Origin of the sequence: Achromobacter pestifer, assembly GCF_902859625.1 — a bacterium.
Classification (GTDB): Bacteria; Pseudomonadota; Gammaproteobacteria; order Burkholderiales; family Burkholderiaceae_B; genus Achromobacter; species Achromobacter pestifer.
Genome location: NZ_CADIJX010000004.1, coordinates 92,577 through 115,399, shown reverse-complemented (window position 1 = coordinate 115,399; position 22,823 = coordinate 92,577). Strand labels below are relative to the sequence as shown.

Annotated in this window: 23 protein-coding genes; 11 read left to right on the top strand and 12 right to left on the bottom strand. The window is 65.3% G+C overall.

What is annotated here, in order from left to right:
• Nucleotides 1-3: 3 nt before the first annotated feature.
• A complete protein-coding gene (locus tag HV753_RS16370) occupies nucleotides 4-2,067 on the bottom strand; it encodes an LTA synthase family protein (RefSeq protein WP_175175568.1) in 2,064 nt (687 codons plus the stop codon).
• A 180-nt stretch (nucleotides 2,068-2,247) separates the two neighbouring features.
• Complete coding sequence (locus HV753_RS16365) at nucleotides 2,248-3,180, bottom strand: LysR substrate-binding domain-containing protein (protein WP_175175567.1); 933 nt, start codon at nucleotides 3,178-3,180, stop codon at nucleotides 2,248-2,250.
• Nucleotides 3,181-3,380: 200 nt separating this feature from the next.
• Here HV753_RS16365 and HV753_RS16360 point away from each other — a divergent pair, with 200 nt between their 5' ends.
• Nucleotides 3,381-4,010, top strand: coding sequence for a 2-hydroxychromene-2-carboxylate isomerase (locus tag HV753_RS16360; protein ID WP_175175566.1), 630 nt, complete (start codon nucleotides 3,381-3,383; stop codon nucleotides 4,008-4,010).
• A 50-nt stretch (nucleotides 4,011-4,060) separates the two neighbouring features.
• The gene (locus tag HV753_RS16355) at nucleotides 4,061-4,231 is read left to right on the top strand and encodes a hypothetical protein (protein WP_175175565.1); all 171 of its coding nucleotides are present in this window, start codon (nucleotides 4,061-4,063) and stop codon (nucleotides 4,229-4,231) included.
• Here the strand turns inward: HV753_RS16355 and HV753_RS16350 are convergent.
• Together HV753_RS16350 and adh are read right to left on the bottom strand one after the other, a co-directional pair.
• The gene (locus tag HV753_RS16350) at nucleotides 4,218-4,595 is read right to left on the bottom strand and encodes a DUF779 domain-containing protein (RefSeq protein ID WP_175175564.1); all 378 of its coding nucleotides are present in this window, start codon (nucleotides 4,593-4,595) and stop codon (nucleotides 4,218-4,220) included. The genes HV753_RS16355 and HV753_RS16350 overlap by 14 nt on opposite strands.
• A 65-nt stretch (nucleotides 4,596-4,660) precedes the next feature.
• Nucleotides 4,661-6,190, bottom strand: coding sequence for an aldehyde dehydrogenase (gene adh / locus HV753_RS16345; protein ID WP_175175563.1), 1,530 nt, complete (start codon nucleotides 6,188-6,190; stop codon nucleotides 4,661-4,663).
• 207 nt (nucleotides 6,191-6,397) lie between these two features.
• On the opposite strand from adh, the gene HV753_RS16340 reads away from it, so the two are divergent.
• Nucleotides 6,398-8,287, top strand: a complete 1,890-nt coding sequence (locus tag HV753_RS16340) for a sigma-54-dependent Fis family transcriptional regulator (RefSeq protein ID WP_175175562.1) — start codon at nucleotides 6,398-6,400, stop codon at nucleotides 8,285-8,287.
• A 28-nt stretch (nucleotides 8,288-8,315) separates the two neighbouring features.
• Here HV753_RS16340 and trpC read toward each other — a convergent pair whose 3' ends face one another.
• The 6 genes from trpC to rpe all read right to left on the bottom strand — a co-directional run bounded on the left by trpC (nucleotide 8,316) and on the right by rpe (nucleotide 14,002).
• Nucleotides 8,316-9,104 carry an indole-3-glycerol phosphate synthase TrpC gene (gene trpC / locus HV753_RS16335; RefSeq protein ID WP_175175561.1) on the bottom strand — a complete coding sequence of 263 codons (789 nt, stop codon included), beginning with the start codon at nucleotides 9,102-9,104 and terminating at the stop codon, nucleotides 8,316-8,318.
• Nucleotides 9,101-10,132, bottom strand: a complete 1,032-nt coding sequence (gene trpD / locus HV753_RS16330; protein ID WP_175175560.1) for an anthranilate phosphoribosyltransferase — start codon at nucleotides 10,130-10,132, stop codon at nucleotides 9,101-9,103. Before trpD ends, trpC begins: the two co-directional genes overlap by 4 nt.
• A gap of 12 nt (nucleotides 10,133-10,144) precedes the next feature.
• Complete coding sequence (locus HV753_RS16325) at nucleotides 10,145-10,711, bottom strand: aminodeoxychorismate/anthranilate synthase component II (protein WP_175175559.1); 567 nt, start codon at nucleotides 10,709-10,711, stop codon at nucleotides 10,145-10,147.
• 44 nt (nucleotides 10,712-10,755) lie between these two features.
• Nucleotides 10,756-12,276 carry an anthranilate synthase component I gene (trpE, locus tag HV753_RS16320; RefSeq protein ID WP_175175558.1) on the bottom strand — a complete coding sequence of 507 codons (1,521 nt, stop codon included), beginning with the start codon at nucleotides 12,274-12,276 and terminating at the stop codon, nucleotides 10,756-10,758.
• Between the two features lie 273 nt (nucleotides 12,277-12,549).
• Nucleotides 12,550-13,257 (bottom strand): phosphoglycolate phosphatase, encoded by a 708-nt coding sequence (locus HV753_RS16315; RefSeq protein ID WP_175175557.1) that lies wholly within the window; start codon nucleotides 13,255-13,257, stop codon nucleotides 12,550-12,552.
• Nucleotides 13,258-13,273: 16 nt separating this feature from the next.
• The gene (gene rpe, locus HV753_RS16310; RefSeq protein WP_175175556.1) at nucleotides 13,274-14,002 is read right to left on the bottom strand and encodes a ribulose-phosphate 3-epimerase; all 729 of its coding nucleotides are present in this window, start codon (nucleotides 14,000-14,002) and stop codon (nucleotides 13,274-13,276) included.
• A gap of 126 nt (nucleotides 14,003-14,128) precedes the next feature.
• On the opposite strand from rpe, the gene apaG reads away from it, so the two are divergent.
• From apaG to HV753_RS16285, 5 genes are all read left to right on the top strand, one after another.
• Nucleotides 14,129-14,503, top strand: a complete 375-nt coding sequence (apaG, locus tag HV753_RS16305; protein ID WP_175175555.1) for a Co2+/Mg2+ efflux protein ApaG — start codon at nucleotides 14,129-14,131, stop codon at nucleotides 14,501-14,503.
• Between the two features lie 34 nt (nucleotides 14,504-14,537).
• Nucleotides 14,538-15,842 (top strand): murein transglycosylase A, encoded by a 1,305-nt coding sequence (gene mltA / locus HV753_RS16300; RefSeq protein WP_175175554.1) that lies wholly within the window; start codon nucleotides 14,538-14,540, stop codon nucleotides 15,840-15,842.
• Nucleotides 15,839-17,008 (top strand): UbiH/UbiF family hydroxylase, encoded by a 1,170-nt coding sequence (locus HV753_RS16295; protein ID WP_175175553.1) that lies wholly within the window; start codon nucleotides 15,839-15,841, stop codon nucleotides 17,006-17,008. The genes mltA and HV753_RS16295 overlap by 4 nt, the downstream gene beginning before the upstream one ends.
• A 137-nt stretch (nucleotides 17,009-17,145) precedes the next feature.
• Nucleotides 17,146-17,946, top strand: a complete 801-nt coding sequence (locus HV753_RS16290) for a DsbC family protein (RefSeq protein ID WP_175175552.1) — start codon at nucleotides 17,146-17,148, stop codon at nucleotides 17,944-17,946.
• 65 nt (nucleotides 17,947-18,011) lie between these two features.
• On the top strand, nucleotides 18,012-18,968 hold the full coding sequence (locus tag HV753_RS16285) for a D-2-hydroxyacid dehydrogenase family protein (RefSeq protein WP_175175551.1): 957 nt from the start codon (nucleotides 18,012-18,014) through the stop codon (nucleotides 18,966-18,968).
• Between the two features lie 375 nt (nucleotides 18,969-19,343).
• Here HV753_RS16285 and ttcA read toward each other — a convergent pair whose 3' ends face one another.
• Both ttcA and folB read right to left on the bottom strand, forming a co-directional pair.
• On the bottom strand, nucleotides 19,344-20,312 hold the full coding sequence (gene ttcA, locus HV753_RS16280; RefSeq protein WP_175175550.1) for a tRNA 2-thiocytidine(32) synthetase TtcA: 969 nt from the start codon (nucleotides 20,310-20,312) through the stop codon (nucleotides 19,344-19,346).
• 2 nt (nucleotides 20,313-20,314) lie between these two features.
• Complete coding sequence (gene folB / locus HV753_RS16275; protein ID WP_175175549.1) at nucleotides 20,315-20,674, bottom strand: dihydroneopterin aldolase; 360 nt, start codon at nucleotides 20,672-20,674, stop codon at nucleotides 20,315-20,317.
• A gap of 124 nt (nucleotides 20,675-20,798) precedes the next feature.
• Between folB and HV753_RS16270 the strand changes: the two genes are divergently transcribed.
• The 3 genes from HV753_RS16270 to HV753_RS16260 all read left to right on the top strand — a co-directional run bounded on the left by HV753_RS16270 (nucleotide 20,799) and on the right by HV753_RS16260 (nucleotide 22,820).
• Nucleotides 20,799-21,701 (top strand): NAD(P)/FAD-dependent oxidoreductase, encoded by a 903-nt coding sequence (locus HV753_RS16270; RefSeq protein ID WP_175175548.1) that lies wholly within the window; start codon nucleotides 20,799-20,801, stop codon nucleotides 21,699-21,701.
• Nucleotides 21,702-21,936: 235 nt separating this feature from the next.
• A complete protein-coding gene (locus tag HV753_RS16265; RefSeq protein WP_175175547.1) occupies nucleotides 21,937-22,323 on the top strand; it encodes a hypothetical protein in 387 nt (128 codons plus the stop codon).
• Complete coding sequence (locus HV753_RS16260) at nucleotides 22,320-22,820, top strand: helix-turn-helix transcriptional regulator (RefSeq protein WP_175175546.1); 501 nt, start codon at nucleotides 22,320-22,322, stop codon at nucleotides 22,818-22,820. The genes HV753_RS16265 and HV753_RS16260 overlap by 4 nt, the downstream gene beginning before the upstream one ends.
• Nucleotides 22,821-22,823 lie beyond the last annotated feature (3 nt).

Below are 22,823 nucleotides of genomic sequence, written 5' to 3'. Positions count from 1 at the left end.
GCGTTATCGGGGGGGCGGATGCCGCTGATGCTGCGTCTGCACCTGGTAATTGATTTGCCAGCGCAGCAGCTCGGGGTAGGCATCCAGCCGTTCTTGCTCGGCCTGTTGCCCGGCGGAGGCTTCTTGCTCTCCGGCCAATGCCAGGCCGGCAGGGGCGGCCCATGGCAGGATCTTTCCGGGGCGGTCACGGCGGTATGCCCCATCCCCCGTGATCATCAGGTTTGGATCATTCATTCCAAAGCACCAGACGGGATCCGGCTGCGCGGCCAGCAGGTTACAGCCGGTGCGGTAGTAAGGCGTGTCCGGCAGGCTCAGCTGGTACAGCGTGGGAAAGATGTCCTTGTGGCTGCCCACCCGCGTCGGGTCATAGGTTGAGCGCGCCCGGTATGAAGGGGGCACGTACAGGTAGAACGGCACGGCGCGGGCCAGCGCGGCGTCTTTGTCGTCCTGGTAGTCGATGCCCAGCAGATTGTGATCCCCCGTGACGGCGACGATGGTGTGCTCACCGCTGGCCGAGGCCTTCAGATGGGTCAGGAAGCGACCCAATTGGTCGTTGGCGTAGCGCAGGGTATCGAAGGTGTCAGCCAGGGAATCCCAGGATTTGAAGTACGGTTGGCGAACGACGCTGTCCAGCGGCAAGCCCCCGTGTTTACCGCCGCCGGGCAAGAGGAACGGCGGGTGATGCGTGGTGGACAGCGCAATGATGAACAACGGCCTGCCGTCTTTGTCCGCGTCGGCCAGACGGCTTTCGATATAGCGGAACATGTACTCGTCAGGCACGCCCCAGGTACCGGCTTCCGCCTCGGGGTAACGGGCTTTCAGGGTCTGTTGGTCAATGAATTCATGCACGCCCAGATGCGTGGCGAAGGTGCCCAGGTTGCGCCAGGTGGCGGCGCCCGACGTGACGAACAGAACGCGGTAGCCCCGGGCCAGATAGGGGGTGAATGCGTTGCTGGCGAACTCGGCGTCGGCCGCCGATGACTGGCCGACAGCGGGTACGGGGCTGCGCACCAGCAGGCGGGCCAGCGAATCGATGGTGCCGTTGCCTTCCGACAGGAAGCGGTCAAAGCGCCAGTCCTGTTCCCAGTGGGGCCGCAACGCGCCCAGCAGATCGCGCCCCGGCTGGTCATAGGCGTTCAGGTGGTGCCCCATGCTTTCCATGACCTGCAACACGACGTGCGGCGGGCGAGCCCGGGCGGCCGGGTTGGCGTCCGTGACCGCCGCGAAGGGTTGCAGGCCTGGCGCGGAATGACCCAGGAAGCGTGTGTACAGCGCCTGGCCTTCCGCCGCCGTCACGGGGTAGAAGCGCTTGTCGTTATCGCGGTCTGCCAGCGCCCAGAAGAACGACGAGATACCGTTGGGTGCAATGTCGTTCAGCAAGCGCACGGTTGAGATGCTGGTGTCGTCCTTGTTCAACGGAAACCGGCCCAGCGACCCGCGACACGCCAGCACCGTGACGGCGAGGATCAGCAGCAGGCGCAGCGCGGAGGAGGCAAACGCGCGGCGGCGCATCGGGGCGCGCAGCACCCTGCGCTGCCAGCGCGCGCCCAGCCACCAAGAACACGCCAGCACCGCCGACAGCAGGAGGCCCGCCTGTATCACGGGGTAGCCGTGCCACAGCGTCATCATGATGGCGCGCGTGTCGTCGTCGATCAGGCCGAACACGAAAATATCGATCGACCGGGAAAAGGTTGCGAAGTAGCAGACGCTGACCACCGTCGATGCGGCGAACAGGGCCGCCAGGCCGGCGCCGATTCCGGGCAGCCAGCGTAGCCAGCGCGCTTGCAGCGGCCGGAAGCCGGCGGACAGCATCGCCAGCAGCAGCAACGCTGAAAACACGATGCTGGCCACCTTGATGTCGAACAGCAGCCCGACTGCCAGCGCCTTTCCCACGTCTTGCGGATGCGTCGCATAGGTGGCGGGCGGCGCATATTTCACCAGCAGATAGGCGCGGCCCGCGAACAGCGCGAGCACGCTGATCAGCCAGGGGGCCAGGATCAGCAGGAAAGAGCGTTGGACGTTGGGGAACCAGTCGTGCCACGCGCACATCGAACGGAAACGCTTCATCTGCACCAAGGGGGTGGAGCTATCGGCGAATGCGCGGATAGCGGCAATAAGACGCCCGCGGTCATTTCAGGGGAAGACCGCCGCTGGGGGCGCGCGTCGGGAAGAGAGGACGGAATGTACTGGAAGCCGGGGCAGAAAGTACAAAGGTTTGTATAGCATTGTGTTACGGGTGTATCGGGTTCAGTCCGTTGCAGGCTGGCCGGTCAGGTCCCGCGCGGTCATGGCGGCCTGTTCCGTGAGCCATTGCGCCACCACGTCGGCGTCTGGCGTGCTGCGGCGCGCGTTGCGTACCAGCCAGTAGGCGTGTTCGGTCGCGTGGGCGGCCTGCCCGCCCACCGCTTGCAGCCGGCCGTCTGCCAGCATGGGCGCGATCAGCGCCAGTCGCCCCAGCGCGATGCCGTGGCCCGCCAGGGCGGCAAGCACGATCTGGTCGTACTGGTTGAAGCGCAGCGTGCCTTTCGCGCGCGTCCGACCCAGCCCGCGTGCGTTCAACCAGTCAGACCATTGCAACCAGGGCCGGGTCGGGTCATCGAATTCCAGCAGCACGTGGCGTTGCAGCTCGCGAGCATCCAGTTCGCGCGCCTGGAGCGAGGGATGCGCCACCGGCACGACGGATTCCCCGAACAGCCATGCCGCGCCGTCCGGCACCATGTCGCGCAAACTGTAACGGATGGCGATGTCCACGCTTTCGCGGTCGATATCGATCAGCCGGTTGTCGGCGGCCACGCGCACGTCGATATGCGGATGCGCCGCCTGGAACTCCCCCAGCCTCGGCAGCAGCCACAGCGAAGCCACGCCGATGGTGGTGGTCACGGTGACTGGCGTGCGCCGTTCGGGCGCGCGCAGCTGTTCCGTCAAGTCGCCCAGCTGGCTGAGCCATACGTCGGCCATGCGGAACAGTTGCGCGCCCTCGGAGGTGAACGACACGCTACGGAATCCGCGCACCAGCAGCGGCACGCCCAAATGGGCCTCCAGGGCGCGGATCTGGCGGCTGACGGCCGATTGCGTCACATGCAGATCCTGCGCCGCAAGGGTGATGCTCATGCGGCGGCCCACGGCGACAAAGCCTCTTACGAGATCAAGTGGGGGAAGTTTGGCCAGAGGATATGGCATTCGTGAAACTCATGCGTATCGGACGGAAATGTCGCTTGAGCCATAGTACGCCGACAGCGTTCAATAGCAGGCATGCGATGGGCTCCCATGGCGCGGCCACTGGAGCCTGGCTATGCTGCCCAAGCACGCTTCGGGCGTCTGAATCGCGTGCGCGGATCGCGCTACTTTCCTAGTCTTGCTGGCCACCCGGAGTGCTTGTGATGACCACGTCTTTGTCTGATTCACCCCGCATGCAGATGTGGTTTGATTTCGCCAGCCCATACAGCTATCTGGCCATCGAGCGCATTGACGTCCTGGCGCGGACGGCCGGCGTGCAGGTTGACCTGAACCCCTTCCTGCTGGGCCCGATCTTCCAGGCGCAGGGATGGAACGACACGCCGTTCCGGCTGTTTCCGGGCAAAGGCGCGTACATGATGCGCGATATCGCCCGCCTGGCCGATAAATACGGGCTGGTCTATAACCGGCCGCGCCTGTTCCCGCGCCTGAGCGTGCTGCCTGCCCGCATTGCGCTGCTGGGGCAGGATGAACCGTGGGGCCGTGATTTCTGCCTGGCCGTTTTCCGCGCCAATTTTCAACATGACCTGGACATCCAGGCCGAGGACGTTGTGCATGACCTGTTGACGGGGCTGTCGCTGGATGCGGACGCCCTGATCGCCCAAGGCAAGGCCGAAGCGGCCAAGGAAGCGCTGCGTCGGCAGGTTGACCGCGCGCGTGATCTGGGCGTGTTCGGCGCACCCACGTTTTTCGTGGGCGGCGAAATGTTCTGGGGCAATGACCGCCTGGAGGATGCCCTGGAATGGGCACGCCGCCCCGTGCCCGCCAGCGCCTGAGGCGGGCGGTTCAAGCCAGGCCACACGTTTTATCGTCAACGCGATCAGCCATGAAAAACGCAAGCAGTGCCTATCGCGGTGCGCCCATGCCGGGCGGCCGTTCGTTCACGCAATTCCGCGCCGCCCGCATCCGGCGCGTCTCGTTCCAGTGGAAGCAGACGGGCCAGCCACAGGCCGATCCCGGCCCGGGCAAGGGCGGCGGGCCGTTCAGCCCTTCGTGACCGGAGCCACCTGCGCCCATTCGTCGTCCGAATACAGCCGGGAGCGCAGCAGGAAGCGCTTGCCTTCCGCGCTGTCCAGCGAGAACGCGCCGCCCCGGCCGGGCACGGCATCGATGATCAGTTGCGTGTGCTCCCAGTAGGCGAACTGGTCCTCGCCCATGTAGAAGGGGCAGCCCTCCAGGTCGCCTAGAAACACGTCCGATCCGCCCACCATGAACTCGCCCAGCGCATAGCACATGGGAGAGCTCCCGTCGCAGCATCCGCCTGACTGGTGGAACATCAGCGGGCCATGCTTGGTCCGCAAGAGATCGATCAACTGGCGTGCCTCGTCGGTCGCGACCACGCGCGGCGTGTGCTCTGCCATGGTGTCATTCCTATCCGGAGCGCCAGACCTTGCGGCCTGGCGCACCCCGGGGCACAGGTTGGGAATCAGAAGAAGCCCAGCTTCTTCGGCGAGTAGCTCACCAGCAGGTTCTTCGTTTGCTGATAGTGGTTAAGCATCATCTTGTGGTTCTCACGTCCGATGCCCGACTGCTTGTAGCCGCCGAACGCCGCGTGGGCGGGATAGGCGTGATAGCAGTTGGTCCACACCCGGCCGGCCTTGATGGCGCGGCCCATCCGATAGCACGTGTTCGCATCGCGCGACCACACGCCCGCGCCCAGGCCGTAGAGCGTGTCGTTGGCCAACGCCAGCGCGTCGTCGGTGTCCTTGAACGTCGTCACGGCGACGACCGGCCCGAAGATCTCTTCCTGGAACACACGCATCTTGTTGTGGCCCTTGAAGACCGTGGGCTGCACGTAATAGCCGCCTTCCAGCGCGCCTGGCATCTGCGCGCGCGAACCGCCGGCCAGCACGTCGGCGCCTTCCTGCTTGCCGATGTCCAGATAGGACAGGATCTTCTCCAGCTGTTCGGTGGACGCCTGCGCGCCCAGCATCGTGTCGCCGTCCAGCGGATTGCCCTGCTTGATCTCGGCAACGCGCTTCAACGCGCGCTCCATGAACTTGTCGTAGAGCGATTCCTGGATCAGCGCGCGGCTGGGGCACGTGCACACTTCGCCCTGGTTCAGCGCGAACATGACGAAGCCCTCAACGGCCTTGTCCAGGAAGTCGTCGTCCTGCGAGGCCACGTCGGCGAAGAAGATATTGGGCGATTTGCCGCCCAATTCCAGCGTGACGGGGATGATGTTCTGCGACGCATACTGCATGATCAGGCGGCCGGTGGTGGTTTCACCAGTGAAGGCGATCTTGGCGATGCGCTTGCTGGAGGCCAGCGGCTTGCCCGCTTCCAGACCAAAGCCCGTGACCACGTTCAGCACGCCCGGGGGCAGGATGTCGGCGATCAGTTCCGCCAGCAGCAGGATGCCCAGCGGTGTTTGTTCAGCGGGCTTGAGCACGACGCAATTGCCGGCGGCAAGCGCGGGCGCCAGCTTCCACGCGGCCATCAGGATGGGGAAGTTCCAAGGAATGATCTGGCCCACCACGCCCAGGGGTTCATTGAAGTGATAGGCCACCGTGTCGTTGTCGATTTCGGACAGGCCGCCTTCCTGGCTGCGGATGCACGACGCGAAGTAGCGGAAGTGATCGATCGCCAGCGGGATGTCGGCGGCGCGGGCTTCGCGAATGGGCTTGCCGTTGTCCCAGGTTTCGGCCGTGGCCAGGCGCTCCAGGTTGGCTTCCATCACGTCCGCGATCTGCATCAACATGCGGGCGCGGTCGGCCGCCGGGGTCGCACCCCATTTCGGCGCGGCGCGATGCGCGGCGTCCAAGGCCAGATCGATGTCGCGCTCCTTCGAGCGCGCATTGCGGGTCAGGATCTGGCCGGTCACCGGGGTCACGTTGTCAAAGTACTCGCCGTCAGCCGGTTTCTGCCATTTGCCATCAATGAAATTGTCGTACTGCGTTTTCAGATCCAGACGGGTGCCGTACGAGTCCGGGGTGATGCGGGTAGCGATGTCCATGCTTGTCTCCGATATTGTTGGATAGCGGCAGTCGGCTGCCTATCCCTGATCAAGCAAGGAACGTGCCAGGGTGGGGCTTCCCCGCTGGACAGCCCGGGCCACGCATGCGACAGTAGATTTTCAAGCGTGAAGGGGCAGTTCTATCGTTGCTTTTTGCGACACTGTCGCGGAACAGGTGTCGCAGAACGCCTGTCCTAGGAGGCATGCATGGCCACTCATTCCCGTCAGCACGCGCTGACGCAAGCGCGCCTGCTGTTCAACCAGCAGGGCGCCGTGCCGGGCGGCATCGTCGCCGAGCCCATCCTGCGGTCTTGGCGGCGCTGCGCCGACCTGGGTTTCGACATGCGGGGTGTGCGCCGCGCCGAGCTCATGACGCAGGGCGAACTGCGCGAAGTCCAGCAGCGCAACGAGGCATTGCGCCGCTTGTCCGAACCCGCCATGTCCTATCTACGCAGCCATGCAGGCGGCAGCGGCAATTTGGTGATTCTGTCCGACGCGCAAGGCCTGGTGCTGGATAGCGGCGGCGACACCGGTTTTGCCAGCCGCGCATCGCGCGTGGCGCTGATGCCCGGTGCTCCCTGGGACGAGGCCGCGGCCGGCACCAACGCCATCGGCACCGCGCTGGTGGAAGGCCGGCCCATCGCCGTGCATGGCGCGGAACATTATTTTGAACCCAATCGCATCCTGACCTGCGCGGCCGTGCCCATCACCGATAGCGAGGGCCGCACGCTGGGCGTGCTGGACTTGTCCAGCCAGGCGCGCGATGTCCGGCCAGATGTGTTGGAACTGGTGCGCGCCGCCGTGGACCTGATCGAACATCGCATGTTTGAACAAGCGTACGAGCACGACGCCGTGCTGCGCTTGCACGACGACCGATCGGGCCTGGGCGCACCCGGCGAAGGCCTGCTGGCCTTCCAGGGTGATCTGCTGATCGGCGCGAACCGCCGTGCGTTGCAGGCGCTGGGGGTGGCCGCGACCGCCTTGGGTGTCTACCGATACGCCGATCTGTTCGATGGTGACTTGGACCGCTGTCCGGATGCCGCGGGGCGGGTGCAAGCCCGCAGCGGCGTGAGTTATCACGCCCGGTTGCGTCTGCCGCGCTCGCGTCCGCCGCAACCGGTGGCGCCAGCTTTGCCGCCGGTTCACGCCGCGCGCCCCGCCACCCCCAGCTTCGACGCCGCGACCTTGGGCGCGCTGGCGCGCGCCGTGCATTTGGCGGACGCGGGCGTGTCCATTCTGCTGCAAGGCGAAACGGGCGTGGGCAAGGAAGTGTTCGCGCGGCAACTGCATGCGCGCAGCAAGCGGGCATCGGGGCCCTTCGTGGCGGTGAATTGCGCGGCGCTGCCTGAAAGCCTGATCGAATCCGAGTTGTTCGGCTATGAAGACGGCGCCTTCACTGGCGCGCGCCGGCAAGGCAGCAAAGGCCTGTTGCGCCAGGCGCACGGGGGCGTCCTGTTTCTGGACGAGATCGGCGATATGCCGCTGATGTTGCAATCGCGGCTGCTGCGCGTCTTGCAGACACGTGAAGTGTCGCCGCTGGGCGCGGCACGGCCGGTGTCGGTGGACTTCGCGCTGGTGTGCGCCACGCACCGCGCGTTGGCGCATGAAGGCCCGGACGCGCCGGTGCGTCCCGACCTGTATTTCCGCATCGCCGAATACACCGTCACGCTGGAACCGCTGCGCATGCGCGCGGATCGTCTGGAACTGTTGCAGGCGCTCTGGGCGGCACAAGGCCCGGGGGTGGTGCTGCCACCCCAGATCGAAGCGCGGCTTGCGGCGTATCCGTGGCCAGGGAACTACCGGCAACTGACCGCCGTGTTGCGCACCTTGCATGTGCTGGCTGGGCCGTCGGGCGTGGTCGACGAAGACATGCTGCCCGCGGAACTGTCACCGCCGGCAGAGGCGCACGCTAGCGCAGCCGGCGTGCGGCCCACGGAGGGCAGCGCGGGGGATCTGCAATCGATGGCGGATGCCGCGATTCGCGATGCACTGGCGGCGCACGGCGGCAATGTCAGTCGCGCGGCGCGGGCCCTGGGCGTGCACCGCAGCACCGTTTACCGCCGCGCCGCGACCTTGGGTCTGCCCCGTTCGCGCTAGCGGCGCGAACGGTAGGCAACCGTGGTGCTTAACCGACCAGCCGTGCCAATTCGGCGCCGGGGTCTTTGGCGCGCATGAAGGCTTCGCCCACCAGGAAGGCATTGACCTTGTGGTCGCGCATCAGCTTGACGTCTTCCGGCTTGAGAATGCCGCTTTCGGTCACGACGCGCTTGCCGGCGGGGATGTTGGGCAGCAGATCCAGCGTATTTTGCAGGCTGGTCTCGAAGGTGCGCAGGTTGCGGTTGTTGATGCCCAAGAGCGGCGTCTTCATGGTCAAGGCCACGTCCAGCTCGCGGGCATCATGCACTTCCACCAGCACGTCCATGCCCAGTTCCATCGCCAGCGTTTCGTAGTCGCGCAATTGCGACGGCGAGAGCGCAGCCACGATCAGCAGCACGCAGTCCGCGCCCATCGCGCGGGCGGCGATGATCTGATAGGGATCGATCACGAAATCCTTGCGCAGCACCGGCAGCGAGCAGGCCGCGCGTGCTTGGCGCAGGTGGTCGTGCGAGCCCTGGAAGAACTGCACGTCGGTCAGCACGGACAGGCAGGCCGCGCCGTGCACGGCATAGGTCGAGGCGATCTCGGCGGGGGCGAAGGTCTCGCGCAGCACGCCCTTGGAGGGTGAGGCTTTCTTGATTTCAGCAATGACGCCGGCCTTGCCCTGCGAGATCTTGTCTTCAATGGCTTGGGCGAAGCCACGCACGTCTTGCCGCGCCTGCGCTTCGCGCAGGACTTCGGCTTCGCTGCGCATCTGGCGAGCGGCGGCGATTTCCTCAACCTTGACGGCGAGGATCTTCGCAAGAATATCGTTCATTTCTGGAATTTCCGGGTATATGCGCAGAATTCTTCCAGCTTGGCTCGCGCCGCGCCGGTGGCAATCAGTTCAAATGCTAGCGCTAAGGCTTCGGGAATGGAATCGGCTTTATTGCCGGCATAGATGGCAAGCCCCGCATTCAAGGCGACGATGTCGCGGGCGGCGCCCTCGACATTGTCCAGCGCCTCGATGACAAGTTCGCGCGACTGCTCGCGATTGGACACCTTGATGGACCGGTTGGACATCATGGATAGCCCGTAGTCCTCGGGGTGGATTTCATATTCCCGTATTTGACCATCTTTCAGCTCGCCGACGAGCGTGGCGCCGCCCAGCGAGGCTTCGTCCATGCCGTCCTTGCCATGCACGACCAGCACATGGCGCGATCCCAGGCGCTCCAGCACGCGCACCTGAATGCCGACCAGGTCCGGGTGGAAGACGCCCATCAGCTGGTTGGCGGCACCCGCCGGGTTGGTCAGCGGGCCGAGGATGTTGAAAATGGTGCGCACGGCCAGTTCCTTGCGCACGGCGGCCACGTTCTTCATGGCGCCGTGGTGGGCCGGCGCGAACATGAAGCCGATGCCGGTGGCCTGGATGCACTCGGCCACGTCTTCGGGCGTCAGGACGAGGTTGGCGCCCAGGGCTTCCAGCACGTCGGCGCTGCCGCTGGAGGACGAGGCGCTGCGGTTGCCGTGCTTGGCGATGGGCACGCCGGCTGCCGCCGCCACGAACATGGCGGTGGTCGAAATGTTGAAGGTGTGGCTGCCGTCGCCGCCCGTGCCGCACATGTCCAGCAGGTCCTGCGGATTGGGGGTGACGACGGGGGTGGCGAATTCGCGCATGACCTGCGCTGCGGCGGTGATCTCGCCGATGGTCTCTTTCTTGACGCGCAGGCCCATCAGCAGCGCGCTGGCGATCTGCGGCGACATCTCGCCGCGCATCAGCATGCGCATCAGATGCAGCATTTCGTCGTGGAAAATTTCGCGGTGTTCAATGCAGCGCGTCAGCGCTTCGGTAGGGGAAATCGTCACGATGCGTCCTTCTTAGGCGAGGTTCAGGAAATTGCGCAGCAGGGCGTGGCCGTGTTCGCTGAGCACGGATTCGGGGTGGAACTGTACTCCGTACAGCGGCAGGGTCTTGTGACGGACCCCCATGATGTCGCCGTCCGGGGCGGTTGCCGTCACGGCCAGGCAGTCGGGCAGCGTGGCGGGGTCGATGGTCAGCGAGTTGTAACGGATCACGGTGTACGGGGTGGGCAGGCCGGTGAAGATATCGGTGCCTGTGTGCGAGATCCGCACCGTCTTGCCGTGCATGATCTGCTGCGCGCGGACGATGTCCCCGCCATAGGCCGCGCCAATGGCCTGATGGCCCAGGCACACGCCCAGAATAGGCTTCTTGCCGGCGAAGGCCTGGATCGCGGCTACCGAAATGCCGGCTTCGGCGGGCGAGCAGGGTCCGGGAGACACGCAAATGCGGTCGGGGTTCAGGGTGGTGATCTCTTCCAGCGTGATCTGGTCATTGCGCGCCACGCGCACGTCTTCGCCCAATTCACCGAAGTATTGGACCAGGTTGTAGGTAAAAGAGTCGTAGTTATCGATCATCAACAGCATTTTTTTCTCCGTGCGGGCGGTATTCGGTTCGGGCGGGGCCGGGATCAGATGGGTTCGTCCAGGCCGTGCTGCACCTGTTCGGCGGCGCGCAGCACCGCGCGGGCCTTGGCTTCCGTTTCGGCCCATTCGGCTTCGGGGTTGGAATCGGCCACGATGCCGGCGGCGGCCTGCACATACAGGGTGCCGTCCTTGATGACGCCGGTACGGATGGCAATGGCCACGTCCATTTCACCGCCATAGGACAGATAACCGGCCGCGCCGCCGTAGATACCGCGGCGCACGGGTTCCAGTTCGTCGATGATCTTCATGGCCTCGACCTTGGGGGCGCCCGTCAGCGTGCCCGCCGGGAAGGACGCGCGCAACACGTCCATGCTGCTCATGCCGGGGTTCAGGTTGCCGGTGACGTTGGACACCAGGTGCATCACGTGTGAATAGCGTTCGATGACCATGGTGTCGCTGACCTTCACCGAGCCCACTTCGGCCACGCGGCCCACGTCGTTGCGCGCCAGGTCGATCAGCATCACGTGTTCGGCCACTTCCTTCGGGTCTGCCTTCAGTTCGGCCGCCAGCGCCGCGTCTTCCTCGGGCGTGGCGCCGCGCTTGCGGGTGCCGGCCAGCGGGCGGATGGTGATCTGCGACTTGGGCACGCCGTTGTCCACCACGCGCTCCTGGCGCACCAGGATCTCGGGGGACGCGCCCACGACCTGGAAGTCACCGAAGTTCCAGAAGTACATGTAGGGGGAGGGGTTCAGGGACCGCAGGGCGCGGTAGAGGGAAAGCGGGGAGTCACGGAAGGGCTTGGCGATGACCTGGCCCACCTGCACTTGCATCAGGTCGCCGGCGGCGATGTGTTCCTTGGCGCGGTGCACCGCCGCCAGATAATCTTCTTTCTTGAAGTCGCGCCGTTCCTCGGTCTGCATGCTGGCGTGGCTGTACGGGATTTCCACCGGACGTCGCAGGCGGGCGCGCAGGTCATGCAGGCGCTGGTGCGCGCGGCTATAGGATTCCGGCTGGCTGGGGTCGGCGTAGACCATCAGGTAGATGCGGCCGGCCAGGTTGTCCACAATGACCAATTCGTCCACGTGCATCAGCATCAGGTCAGGCGTGCCGCCTTCCATGCCTGCCGGGAACGGCTTGACGGCGGGCCCCAGGCAGGGCTCGATGTGACGCACCGTGTCGTAACCGAAGTACCCGGCCAGGCCGCCGCAGAAGCGCGGCATGCCCGGGCGCAGGGCGACCTTGAAGCGGCTTTGGTATTGCTCGATGAAGGCCAGCGGGTCGCCTTCATGGGTTTCCACGACCCGGCCGTCGTGCAGCACTTCCGTCAGCGTGCCGCTGGCGCGGATCACGGTGCGGGCCGGCAGGCCGATGAAGGAATAGCGGCCAAAGCGCTCGCCGCCCACCACGGATTCCATCAGGCAGGTCATGCGGCCGGCCTGCGGGCCGGCATGGGCCAGCTTCAGATAAATGCCCAGCGGCGTGTCCAGATCGGCGTAGGTCTCGGCGACCAGCGGGATGCGGTTGTAGCCTTGTGCCGCAAGGGCCTTGAATTCGATTTCGGTCATGTCGGGGTCTCGTCAGCGATTTTCTGTTTGCTTTCAGACCGGGCGCACAACAAAAAAGCCCGGTCCAGGTAACTGGTTCCGGGCTTGGCTCTGTGTTTACACAGCTACGGCACTAGGCGACATATGCGTCCAGGGCCGGGAGGGATCATCGCCACCCGGAAGACAAACGCCACCAGCGCCACGAGGCGCCGAGCATTTGGTTCTGGAGGGAAGCGTTCATTGATCCGGGTTTGATTCTTGAGCGAACTGTTTGTGTTGCTTGTCCAAGGCCGTTCAGGAGGCGGTTTTTGCGGCGTTCTGGTTTTGGTTCCAGAGCGCAACCCACTGGGCGGCGTTAACAAGCGTGTCCACTATACCATCGACATCCAGCTCGCGCACGTCACGTCCTTCGTTGTAACCATAAGGCACAACCAGGACCTGCGTGCCGGCCGTGCGGCCCGCCTGCGCATCATTGATCGAGTCGCCGATGGTCACGGCTTCGGTCACGGCCACGCCCAGCAGCTCGCAGGCGTGCAGCACCTGATCCGGGTCGGGTTTGCGGCGCGCGCAGGTATCGCCGCAGACCACAGCGTCGAAAAACCCCGCCAAGCCGGTGCGCTGCAAGAGCGGCAGCGTGAATTCGGTGGGCTTGTTGGTCACGACGGCCAGCTTCAGGCCCTGATCGCGCATGAGCTTCAGCCCTTCGATGACGCCGGGATAGACCTGGGCGCGTTCGCCATTGACCAGATGGTAGTGGCGATAGAAGGCCTCGCGGGCACGGTCGAATTCAGCGGCCGACGGGTCGGCCGCGTCCAGGCTGCCCGCCAGGCTGCGGCGCACCAGGTTGTCCACGCCCTTGCCGACAAAGGTGGCGACCACATCTTCGCGCAGCGCGGTCATGCCGAGCTCCACGCGCATGGCGTTGGCCGCGAAGGCCAGGTCAGGGATGGAATCCAGCAGGGTGCCGTCAAGGTCCAGCAGCGCAGCGCGAAAAGCGGTCATGTCGGTTTCCTGATCCTTAGATGGCGGTGGTTTCGCCGATGGCGATCTGTTCGCGCATGGCGGTGATGATGCCGGCATAGTCGGGCTTGCCGAAAATGGCGGAACCGGCCACGAAGGTGTCGGCGCCGGCCCGGCGGATCTCGGCGATGTTGTCGATTTTGACGCCGCCGTCCACTTGCAGCACGATTTCCTGGCCGCCGGCCTGCATCCAGGCGTCGATCCTGGCGCGTGCTTCGCGCAGCTTGGTCAGCGTGCCGGGAATGAAGCTCTGGCCCCCGAAGCCCGGGTTCACCGACATGATCAGGACCAGGTCGATCTTGTCCATCACGTAGTCCATGTAGGACAGCGGGGTGGCGGGGTTGAATACCAGGCCGGCCTTACAGCCGTTCTCGCGGATCAAGGACAGCGTGCGGTCCACGTGGCGGCTGGCGTCCGGGTGGAAGCTGATGTAGTTGGCGCCGGCTTGCGCGAACATCGGCACCAGGGCGTCCACCGGTTCAACCATCAGGTGCACGTCAATCGGCACTTCAACGTGGGGGCGAATCGCCGCGCACACCATCGGGCCGATGGTCAGATTGGGGACGTAGTGGTTGTCCATCACGTCCACGTGGATCCAGTCGGCGCCGGCGGCGACAACGTTGCGGACTTCCTCGCCCAGGCGGGCGAAGTCAGCCGACAGGATGCTGGGGGTGATGCGAGTGGAGGCCGTGGAGGTAGACATGATGTTCGGGGTTGGGAAGGGCATAATGTGCCATTATTGCAGTTTGAGGCGCCGTATCGGGAATAACCCTGTCTTGCGGGTCCGAGAACTGCGTCTTTCAAGCGCCCGGCGCCGTTCCGGCCCGCGCGCGCAGCCACACAGGGAAGGACTGTGAAACCTTACGACCTGAGCGTCTCTGTCTCTCCGCGCTTCGTGCCAGAACAGTCCGATCCGGGCGAACAGCAATTCGTGTTTGCCTACACCGTCCGCATCACCAATACCGGCGAACACCCTGTACAGGTGATCAGCCGCCACTGGGTCATCACCGACGGCAACCAGCGCGTGCAGGAAGTGCGCGGGCTGGGCATCGTGGGCCAGCAGCCTCTGCTGGCACCCGGCGAGACCTTTGAATACACCAGCGGCTGTCCCTTGCCCACCCCGGTGGGCACGATGCGCGGCACCTACCACTGCGTCGGCGAAAACGGAATTCCGTTTGAAGTGTCGATCTCCGAATTTGTCCTGGCCATGCCGCGCACCTTGCACTGAATGGCCTGGCCGTTGCCTGTTTTATCCTCTGCTCATGAAGCGCATTCTTAGCTTGTCCGTGCTGTCAGTCCTGCTGGCGGCATGTTCCACGCCCTCGGAAGTCCCCCCTGAGTCCGGCGGACCCGGCACCCCCGGCACGCGCGTCCCCGCAGCGGCCGATGGCCCCTTGGTGGTGCCATCGCTGTCGGCCCTGCCGGACACGCCGCCGCGCACCTTGGCGGGCAAGTTCAAGCCCGGTAACTGGTCCGAAATGCCGGGGTGGTCTTCGGATGACCTGACGCAGTTCTGGCCGCTGTTCCTGCGCAATTGCCGTGGACTGATGCGGCCGACCAGCGGCAATCTGGCTGCGCCCGCGCGCGCCACGCCCCGTGCCTGGCAGCCAGTCTGCGCCGCCGCCGTCGACCCGTCCCGGGCGCCGGCCGCTGGCGACGGTGAGGGCGTGCGCCGCTTCTTGCAGACGTATCTGCAACCGTGGCGCCTGAACGCGGCCGACGGCAAGCCGGCCACCAACACCGTCACCGGTTATTACGAACCCCTGGTGCGTGGATCGCGCCGCCAGGGTGGCAACTACCAATGGCCGCTGTACGCCGTGCCCGCCGACCTGCTGACGATCGACCTGGGGTCGATCTATCCCGATCTGGCCGGCAAACGGGTGCGCGGCAAGCTGGAAGGCAAGCGCGTGGTGCCTTACGACACCCGCGCCGCCATTGAATCGTCCGGCCGCCGCCCTCCGGTGGTGGTGTGGGTGGACGACCCAGTGGACAACTTCTTCCTGCAAGTGCAGGGCTCGGGCCGCGTGCAGCTGACCGACGGCCCGGACACGGGCAAGACCATCCGCGTGGCGTACGCTGACCATAACGGCCAGCCCTACATGTCCATTGGCCGCTGGTTGATTGACCGTGGCGAACTGACCGCCGACCAGGCGTCCATGCAGAACATCCGGGCCTGGGCGCAGCGCAATCCGAAGCGCGTGCAGGAAATGCTGAACGCCAATCCCGCAGTTGTCTTCTTCCGCGAAGAGCCGGTCATCGACCCTGAGCAAGGCCCGAAGGGCGCCTACGCGATCCCGCTGGCGCCCAAGCGCTCGGTGGCCGTGGATGCCACGTTCGTGCCGCTGGGCACGCCGGTGTATCTGGCCACCACGTTCCCGGCATCCGACCGGCCGCTGCAACGGCTGGTGTTTGCCCAGGACACGGGCACCGCCATCCGGGGCGCCGCGCGCGCCGACTTCTATTGGGGTTATGGCGAAGAGGCCGGCCAGCAGGCGGGCCGCATGAAACAGCGGGGCCAGATGTGGGTGCTGTGGCCCAAGCAAGCGGGGGAGCCCTCGGCAAGATGAGCCATCAAATCGTCGTTTGCGGGGCCGGCATCGTCGGCCTGTCCACCGCCCTGGCGCTGGCCCGGCGCGGTCAGCGTGTTGCCGTCCTGGCGCCGCGCACGTCCGTGCCCGCCGCCGATCCCAACCGCTATCACCCGCGCGTCTATGCCATTTCGCCCGCCAGCCAGCGTTTTCTGGCCGAGCTAGGGGTCTGGGATGCCATGCCCGCGTCCCGTTTGATGCCGGTCGAGGCCATGGAGATTCATGGCGACGCCGATGGGCAGGTCAACCTGAACGCCTGGCAGGCGGCGTTGCCGCAACTTGCCTGGATCGTGGAATCCGGCGAAATCGAGCGCGTGCTGATCCAGGCCGTGCGCATGTTCGGCCTTCCCTGGCTGGAAGACCGCTGCACGGGCTACCGGGATGGCGCGATCGACACCGAAAGCGGCGCGCGCATCCAGGCGGAATTGTTCGTGGGCGCTGACGGTGCGGCCTCGCCGCTGCGTACGGCGGCCGGCATGAAACACGACGCCGTCTCCTATGAGGACACGGGTCTTGTCGTGCACCTGGATGCCGAGCACGCACATCACGGAACGGCGATCCAGTGGTTCCGCGACGACGGCGTTCTGGCGCTTCTGCCCTTGCCCGATACCGCGGACGGCCCCCAGGTTTCAATGGTCTGGTCCATGCGCACCGAACCGGCGCAGGCACTGCTGGCGCTATCGCCCGATGCCCAGGCGGCACGGCTGGAAAGCCTGCTGGCCGAAGCGTCGGAAGGCCGTTTGGGTCGGCTGAAGGTCCGCAGCAAGCTGCACGGCTTTCCGCTGACGCTGGAACGCGCCCAGATGGTGGCGCCCGGCATAGCGCTGGCAGGAGACGCCGCGCACCGCCTGCATCCGCTGGCGGGACAAGGGCTGAATCTGGGCCTGGGTGACGTTGAAGCGCTGGCCCGCACGGTGGCCGGCCGCGAATCCTACCGAACGGCGGGCGACATTCGCGTGTTGCACCGCTACCAGCGTGCGCGCGCTGAACCGGTGCTGGCCATGCGGCTTGCCACCGACGGCCTGCACAAGCTGTTTGCTTCCCGCGCCACGCCATTGGTGTGGCTGCGCAACGCGGGGATGCACTGGGTCGACAAGGCGCCGCTGATCAAGCGCCGCCTGATCGCCGGGGCATCGGCCAACTGAGGCGGGGCCGAGCAATCCCCTTGGAACCTTGAGATTGCGTGCGTGTCTGACAAACACGCACGCCGTTCCCAGACCCATCCCCCCGTCCGGATGGGTTACGCTTTCTCCCAAAGAACACGATAAGTACAGGAGTACGAATGACATTCCGCATCTCCGCCACCCTGGCGGCTTGTTTCCTGGCCGGTGGCTTGGGCTTGTCCGCCACGGCGCTGGCACAGGCGCCCGCCAAGGGCGACAAGGCCGTTTCCACGCAATCCGTGGGACAGCCTGGCAAGGGTGAGAAAAGCGTGTCCACCACGGAGATAGACCCGGTTGCGGACGCCGTGAAGGAACGTTTCCAGCAGCGCTTCACCGGCATGGACGTCACAACCGTGCGCCGCACGCCGTATGGCCTGTTCGAGGTGCAACTGGGCATGGACCTGATCTATACGGACGAAAAAGTCACGTGGGTCATGGAAGGACCGTTGATCGACGCCGTGACGCGCCGCGACGTGACCCGCGAGTCGCAGGAAAAGCTCAGCGCCGTCTCGTTCGACCAGCTTCCGCTGGACCTGGCCATCAAGCAGGTCAAGGGCGACGGCTCGCGCAAGGTCGCGATCTTTGAAGACCCCAACTGCGGCTATTGCAAGCAGTTGCGCAAGACCATGGAAGACCTGGATAACGTCACCGTCTACACGTTCATGTACCCGATCCTGTCGCCCGACTCCAAGGTGAAGGTGCGCGACGTCTGGTGCGCCAAGGACAAGGGCAAGGCTTGGGATGACTGGATGGTGCGCGGCAAGAAGCCCGAGACCGCCAACTGCGACGTGCCCGAAGACAAACTGCTGGCCCTGGGCCACAAGTTGATGGTGCGCGGCACGCCCACGCTGTTCTTCGCCGACGGCTCGCGCGTCAGCGGCGCCATCCCGCTGGACCAACTCAAAGCAAGCTTGAACTGACCGGCGCCATGCGCGCCGGCCGGGTGGCTGGCGCAACAGGCGCCATGCCCACCCGGAGACAACACTTGAAAATCGCAATTCTCGACGATTACCACGACGTAGCCCAGCGCTATGCGGACTGGACCTCGCTGGGCGGTGACGCCGAGGTGCAGATCTTCAATAATTTCATTCCCGACGAGCAGGTCGAGCCCACGCTGGAACCCTTCGACGTGATCGTGGCGATGCGTGAACGCACCCCGTTTCCCGCCGAACGCATCCGCGCGCTGCCCAAGCTGCGCCTGCTTGTCACCACCGGCATGCGCAACAACGCCATCGACATGGCGGCCTGCTCCGCGCAGGGCATCGTCGTGTGCGGCGCACCCGGCAGCGTTGACGCCAACACCGCCACCGCCGAATTGGCCTGGGCGCACATCCTGGGGTTGTTCAAGCACTTGCCCGCCGAAGACGCGGCCATGCGCCGTGGCATGTGGCAAACCGCCATGCCCGAGCCGCTGGCCGGCAAGCGGCTGGGCGTGCTGGGCCTGGGCAAGCTGGGCGCCGCGGTGGCCAAGGTAGGCCTGGCGTTCGGCATGGACGTGGTGGCCTGGAGCCCCAACCTGACGGACGAACGCGCCGAGGCCGCTGGCGTCAAGCGCGTGGACAAGCACGAGCTCTTCGCGACGTCCGACGTCGTCAGCCTGCATCTGATCCTGTCCGACCGCAGTCGCCACGTGGTGGACGCCGCCGCGCTGGCCGCGATGAAGCCCACCGCCTATCTGGTGAATACGTCGCGCGCTGGCCTGGTGGACCAGGACGCGCTGATGGACGCGCTGGTGAAGTTCCGCATCGCGGGCGCCGGCCTGGACGTATACCCCGAAGAGCCACTGTCGCCCACCGATACCGTGCGCGACCTGGACAACGTGATCCTGACCCCGCATCTGGGCTATGTCAGCCGCGAGAACTTTGAGGCGTTCTACCAGAACGCGCTAGAAGCCGTGAAGGCGTTCCAGGCAGGCAAACCGATCCGGGTACTGAACGCCTGAGACAGCAGACGCAGCAACCTTCGGCAAGATCGTAGGATGGGTGTAGCGCGAGAGATTGGGGATAAGAACGCCAACGCCCATCGCGCGCAACCCATCAAGCAACGGCAATGCTGTGGCTGAAATCGCCAAGAATTGCGGCGCTGCTTGATGGGTCGTGGTGTGGCTGAACCGATGAAGAATTGAGACGCTGCTTGATGGGTTTTTGTGTGGCTGAAACCCTCAAGAATTGCGGCGCTGCTTGATGGGTTTTGGTGTGGCTGACACCCCCAAGAATTGTGACGCTGCTTGATGGGTTGCGCGCGCTTGAGATCGAGTTTTTGTCTTCAATCTCTCGCGCTACACCCATCCTACGGCGCACGAAGCGTTATCTCGTGTTCACCCTGCCCGGGTGAACACCACTTTCTTTTCCACGATGGCGCCGGGTTCCAGCACGGCTGGCGTGTCGCCACAGGCGTCGTCGCCGTCTTCGTCCGGGTCCACCGCATCGAATGCCGTGTCGCCGTTGGCGTCCGGCACGCCCGTGGGTTTCAGGCCCACGAAGTCGAACAGGTCGCGGTCCATCAGGTGTGACGGCACCACGCGCGACAGGGCGTTGAACACGTTCCACGAACGGCCTGGGTGCTGCTTGTCCCAATCCTTGATCATCCGGCCCACTTCCTTGCGCTTCAGGTTTTCCTGAGAGCCGCAAAGGTTGCACGGAATGATGGGGAACTGTTTCAGCTCGGCGTAGGCGATCAGGTCCGTCTCAGCCACATAGGCCAGCGGGCGGATCACGGTGTGGCGGCCGTCGTCGGACACCAGCTTGGGCGGCATGCCCTTGGCCTTGCCGCCGTAGAACAGGTTCAGGAAGAACGTGGCCAGGATGTCGTCGCGGTGGTGGCCCAACGCGATCTTGGTGGCGCCCAGTTCAGAGGCAACGCGGTACAGGATGCCCCGGCGCAGGCGAGAGCAAAGCGAGCACATCGTCTTGCCTTCTTCCAGCACGCGCGTGACGATGGAATACGTATCCTGCGTCTCGATGTGGAAGGGCACGCCCAGTTCTTTCAGATACTGGGGCAGGATGTGGTCGGGAAAGTCCGGTTGCTTCTGGTCCAGGTTGACGGCGATCAGCTCGAACTTGAACGGCGCGCGCTTTTGCAGCTGGAGCAGGATGTCCAGCATGGCATACGAGTCCTTGCCGCCAGACAGACAGACCATCACGCGGTCGCCTTCACCGATCATGTTGTAGTCGGACAGGGCGCGCGTGGTTTCGCGGGCCAGGCGCTTGGTCAGCTTGTTGCCTTCGTGGCGGGCTTTTTCTTCCGCTTCGGTACGAAAGCGGATAGGGGGAGCAATATCGTTCATGGTCAGCGGTTGATCTGGATTTCCACGCCCACCGCCGCACAGTCGGAAAAGGCCATGGGCTTGCTGATGCGCAGGCGCAACGAGCGGATTTCCTGGAAGTCGGCCAAAAGGCGCGCGGCGACTTGTTCGGACAGGGTTTCGATCAGGTTCACATGTGCCTGCGTGCATTCTTCAACAATGGCCTCGCGCAGCCGGCGATAGTCCAGCACGCTGTGGATATCGTGGTCGTCCACCGAACGCTGGATATCCACGTCGAATTCGGCATCGACGTGCAGGGGCTGGGTGGCGCGGCGCTCGTGCTCGAGGATGCCGATGCGGGCGTCGAGCGCAAGCCCGGAAAGGATGATGCGGCGTGTGGGCATGATGAAAACCTGGGTGGGATAGCCGGAATTGTAAGGCGACAGCGGGTCGGGGGCGGTGCGCTGGCTACAATTCAGCCATGTCAGGGCGTCGCGGACGACGCCGGTGCAGTCAATAAGGGGTGAAATGCAACAGATGCACGATGCGGTCATTGTAGGCGGCGGCCCGGCCGGCGCTTCCTGCGCCCTGTGGCTGGCCCGGCTCGGCCTGTCCCCGGTATTGGTCGAGGCCAGTGCCCGGCTGGGAGGCCTGGGCAATGACAATCCGTTCGCCGATGATTGGATCGCCGTGCTGCCCGGGGTGACGGGGCAGCAGGTGGCGGCCAATATCGAGACCAGCGTGCGCGCGGCTGGCGTCCCGTTGCGCCTGGAAACCCGTGTGACGGGCGTGCTGCCTTGCAAGGGCGGCATTCAGGCCACCCTGACCGGCCTGGACGGCGGCCAGACCCAGGTGCGTGGCCGCACCCTGGTGATTGCTTCGGGCGTGCGCGCCAAAGGCTTGCCGGATCATCCTCCGTCGGCGCAGTGGCCCGGCGTGCTGATTGGCCCGGGATCCCCCATCGTCGCGCAGGATTACTCCGGCCTGTCGGTCGCGGTGCTGGGCGGCGGGGACAATGCGTTCGAGAATTACGTCTATGTGCGCAACCGGGGCGCTCGCGCCGTGCATCTGTACGCCCGCAGCGTCCGCGCCCAACAACAATGGGTGACGCGCGCGGGCCGCGAAGGCGTGCGCATCGGCCCTTATGTGGTGGACCCCGCGCGGCGCAGCGTGGATGGCCAGCAGTACGACCTGATCCTGGTCTTCTATGGCTGGGAGCCGCAAGCTGCTTTCGCCGATGGCTTGCAGCTGGCGCGCGACGAACGTGGCTATATCCGCACGGATTTCGCGACCGCCGAAACCAGCGTGCCCGACATTTACGCCGTGGGCGAGGTGGCGCATCGCATGCATCCCTGCGTCGTCACGTCGATGGCGGACGGGGTGGTGGCGGCCAAGGCGATCCAGCGGCGGTGGGAGCGGGCAGGGGAGTAGGTCGCACGGAGGCCCGCGTCGCAGACGGTCATCGCCTCGACGGGAAAGATGCGGACGGGGCGGATGCGGTCTGGACAGATGCGATCGGGACTGATGCGATCGCGGCAGATGCGATCGCGGCAGATGCGATCGCGGCAGATGCGGTCGCGGCAGAGGCGATCGGGATAGCGCGATCGGGACAGATGCGGCCATTTGGGTAATAATAATTATTCTCAAATAAAGCCCCGTTACGTCCATGCCCTCCCTGCGTGCCGCCGCCGAACACCACCGCATTGACGCGGCTTTGAATCTGCCCGGCGGCTGCGCCGTCCGCGCCGGCGCGTTCCGCCGCAATGCGACGCAATGGCGCGACGAACCCCTGCATCGCGGCCTGAAGGTCATCTTGCTGGATGGCCATGTGCATAGCCGGATCGAAGACCGCAGCCCGCTGCGTTTGCGCGGACCTACGCTGCTGTTGGCATGGAATACCGGACACGCTCAGGGGGCCGATGCCTTCCAGGCCGGCGTGGACCAGCAATACGCCATGGTCAGCCTGCCCGACACCGCGCTGTGGTCCGACCTGGGCGTGGAGCCCGACTTCTTCCAACGATTGATGCCTGACCAACCTGCGGGGGTCCGGTGATCTGGCACGGTGTGGCCGGGCGCGACGCGCGCCGCATCGCGGACCAGGTGCGGGTCTGCGCCTACGACGGTGCGGCCCGCCATCTCTATCTGGCGGCCAAGGGGCTGGAGCTGGCGGCGGTGGCGCTGGCACAAGCGACGCAAAGCGCCACCGGCAATGCCATCTCTCCCACTGTCCAACACGCCGCCCGCGAACTGGACGCGGCGCATGAAGCGCGTCGCCGCCTGCTGGCCGATCTGCGTCAGCCGCCCTCGGCAGGGGAATTGGCGCGCGACCTTGGCCTGCACACGCGCAAGCTGGATCAGGCATTCAAGCGTGCGTTCGGCCTGAGCATGGCGCGCTGCGTGCAAGAGGCGCGATTGACGCATGGCCGCGAATTGATCCTGAACGGCGGCCTGAGCGTCTCCGAGGCCGCCTGGCATGTCGGTTACGCGCCCGCGCATTTCTCGGTGGCGTTTCGCCGCCGCTTCAACGCCAGTCCCAGCGCATTGCGTTGATGC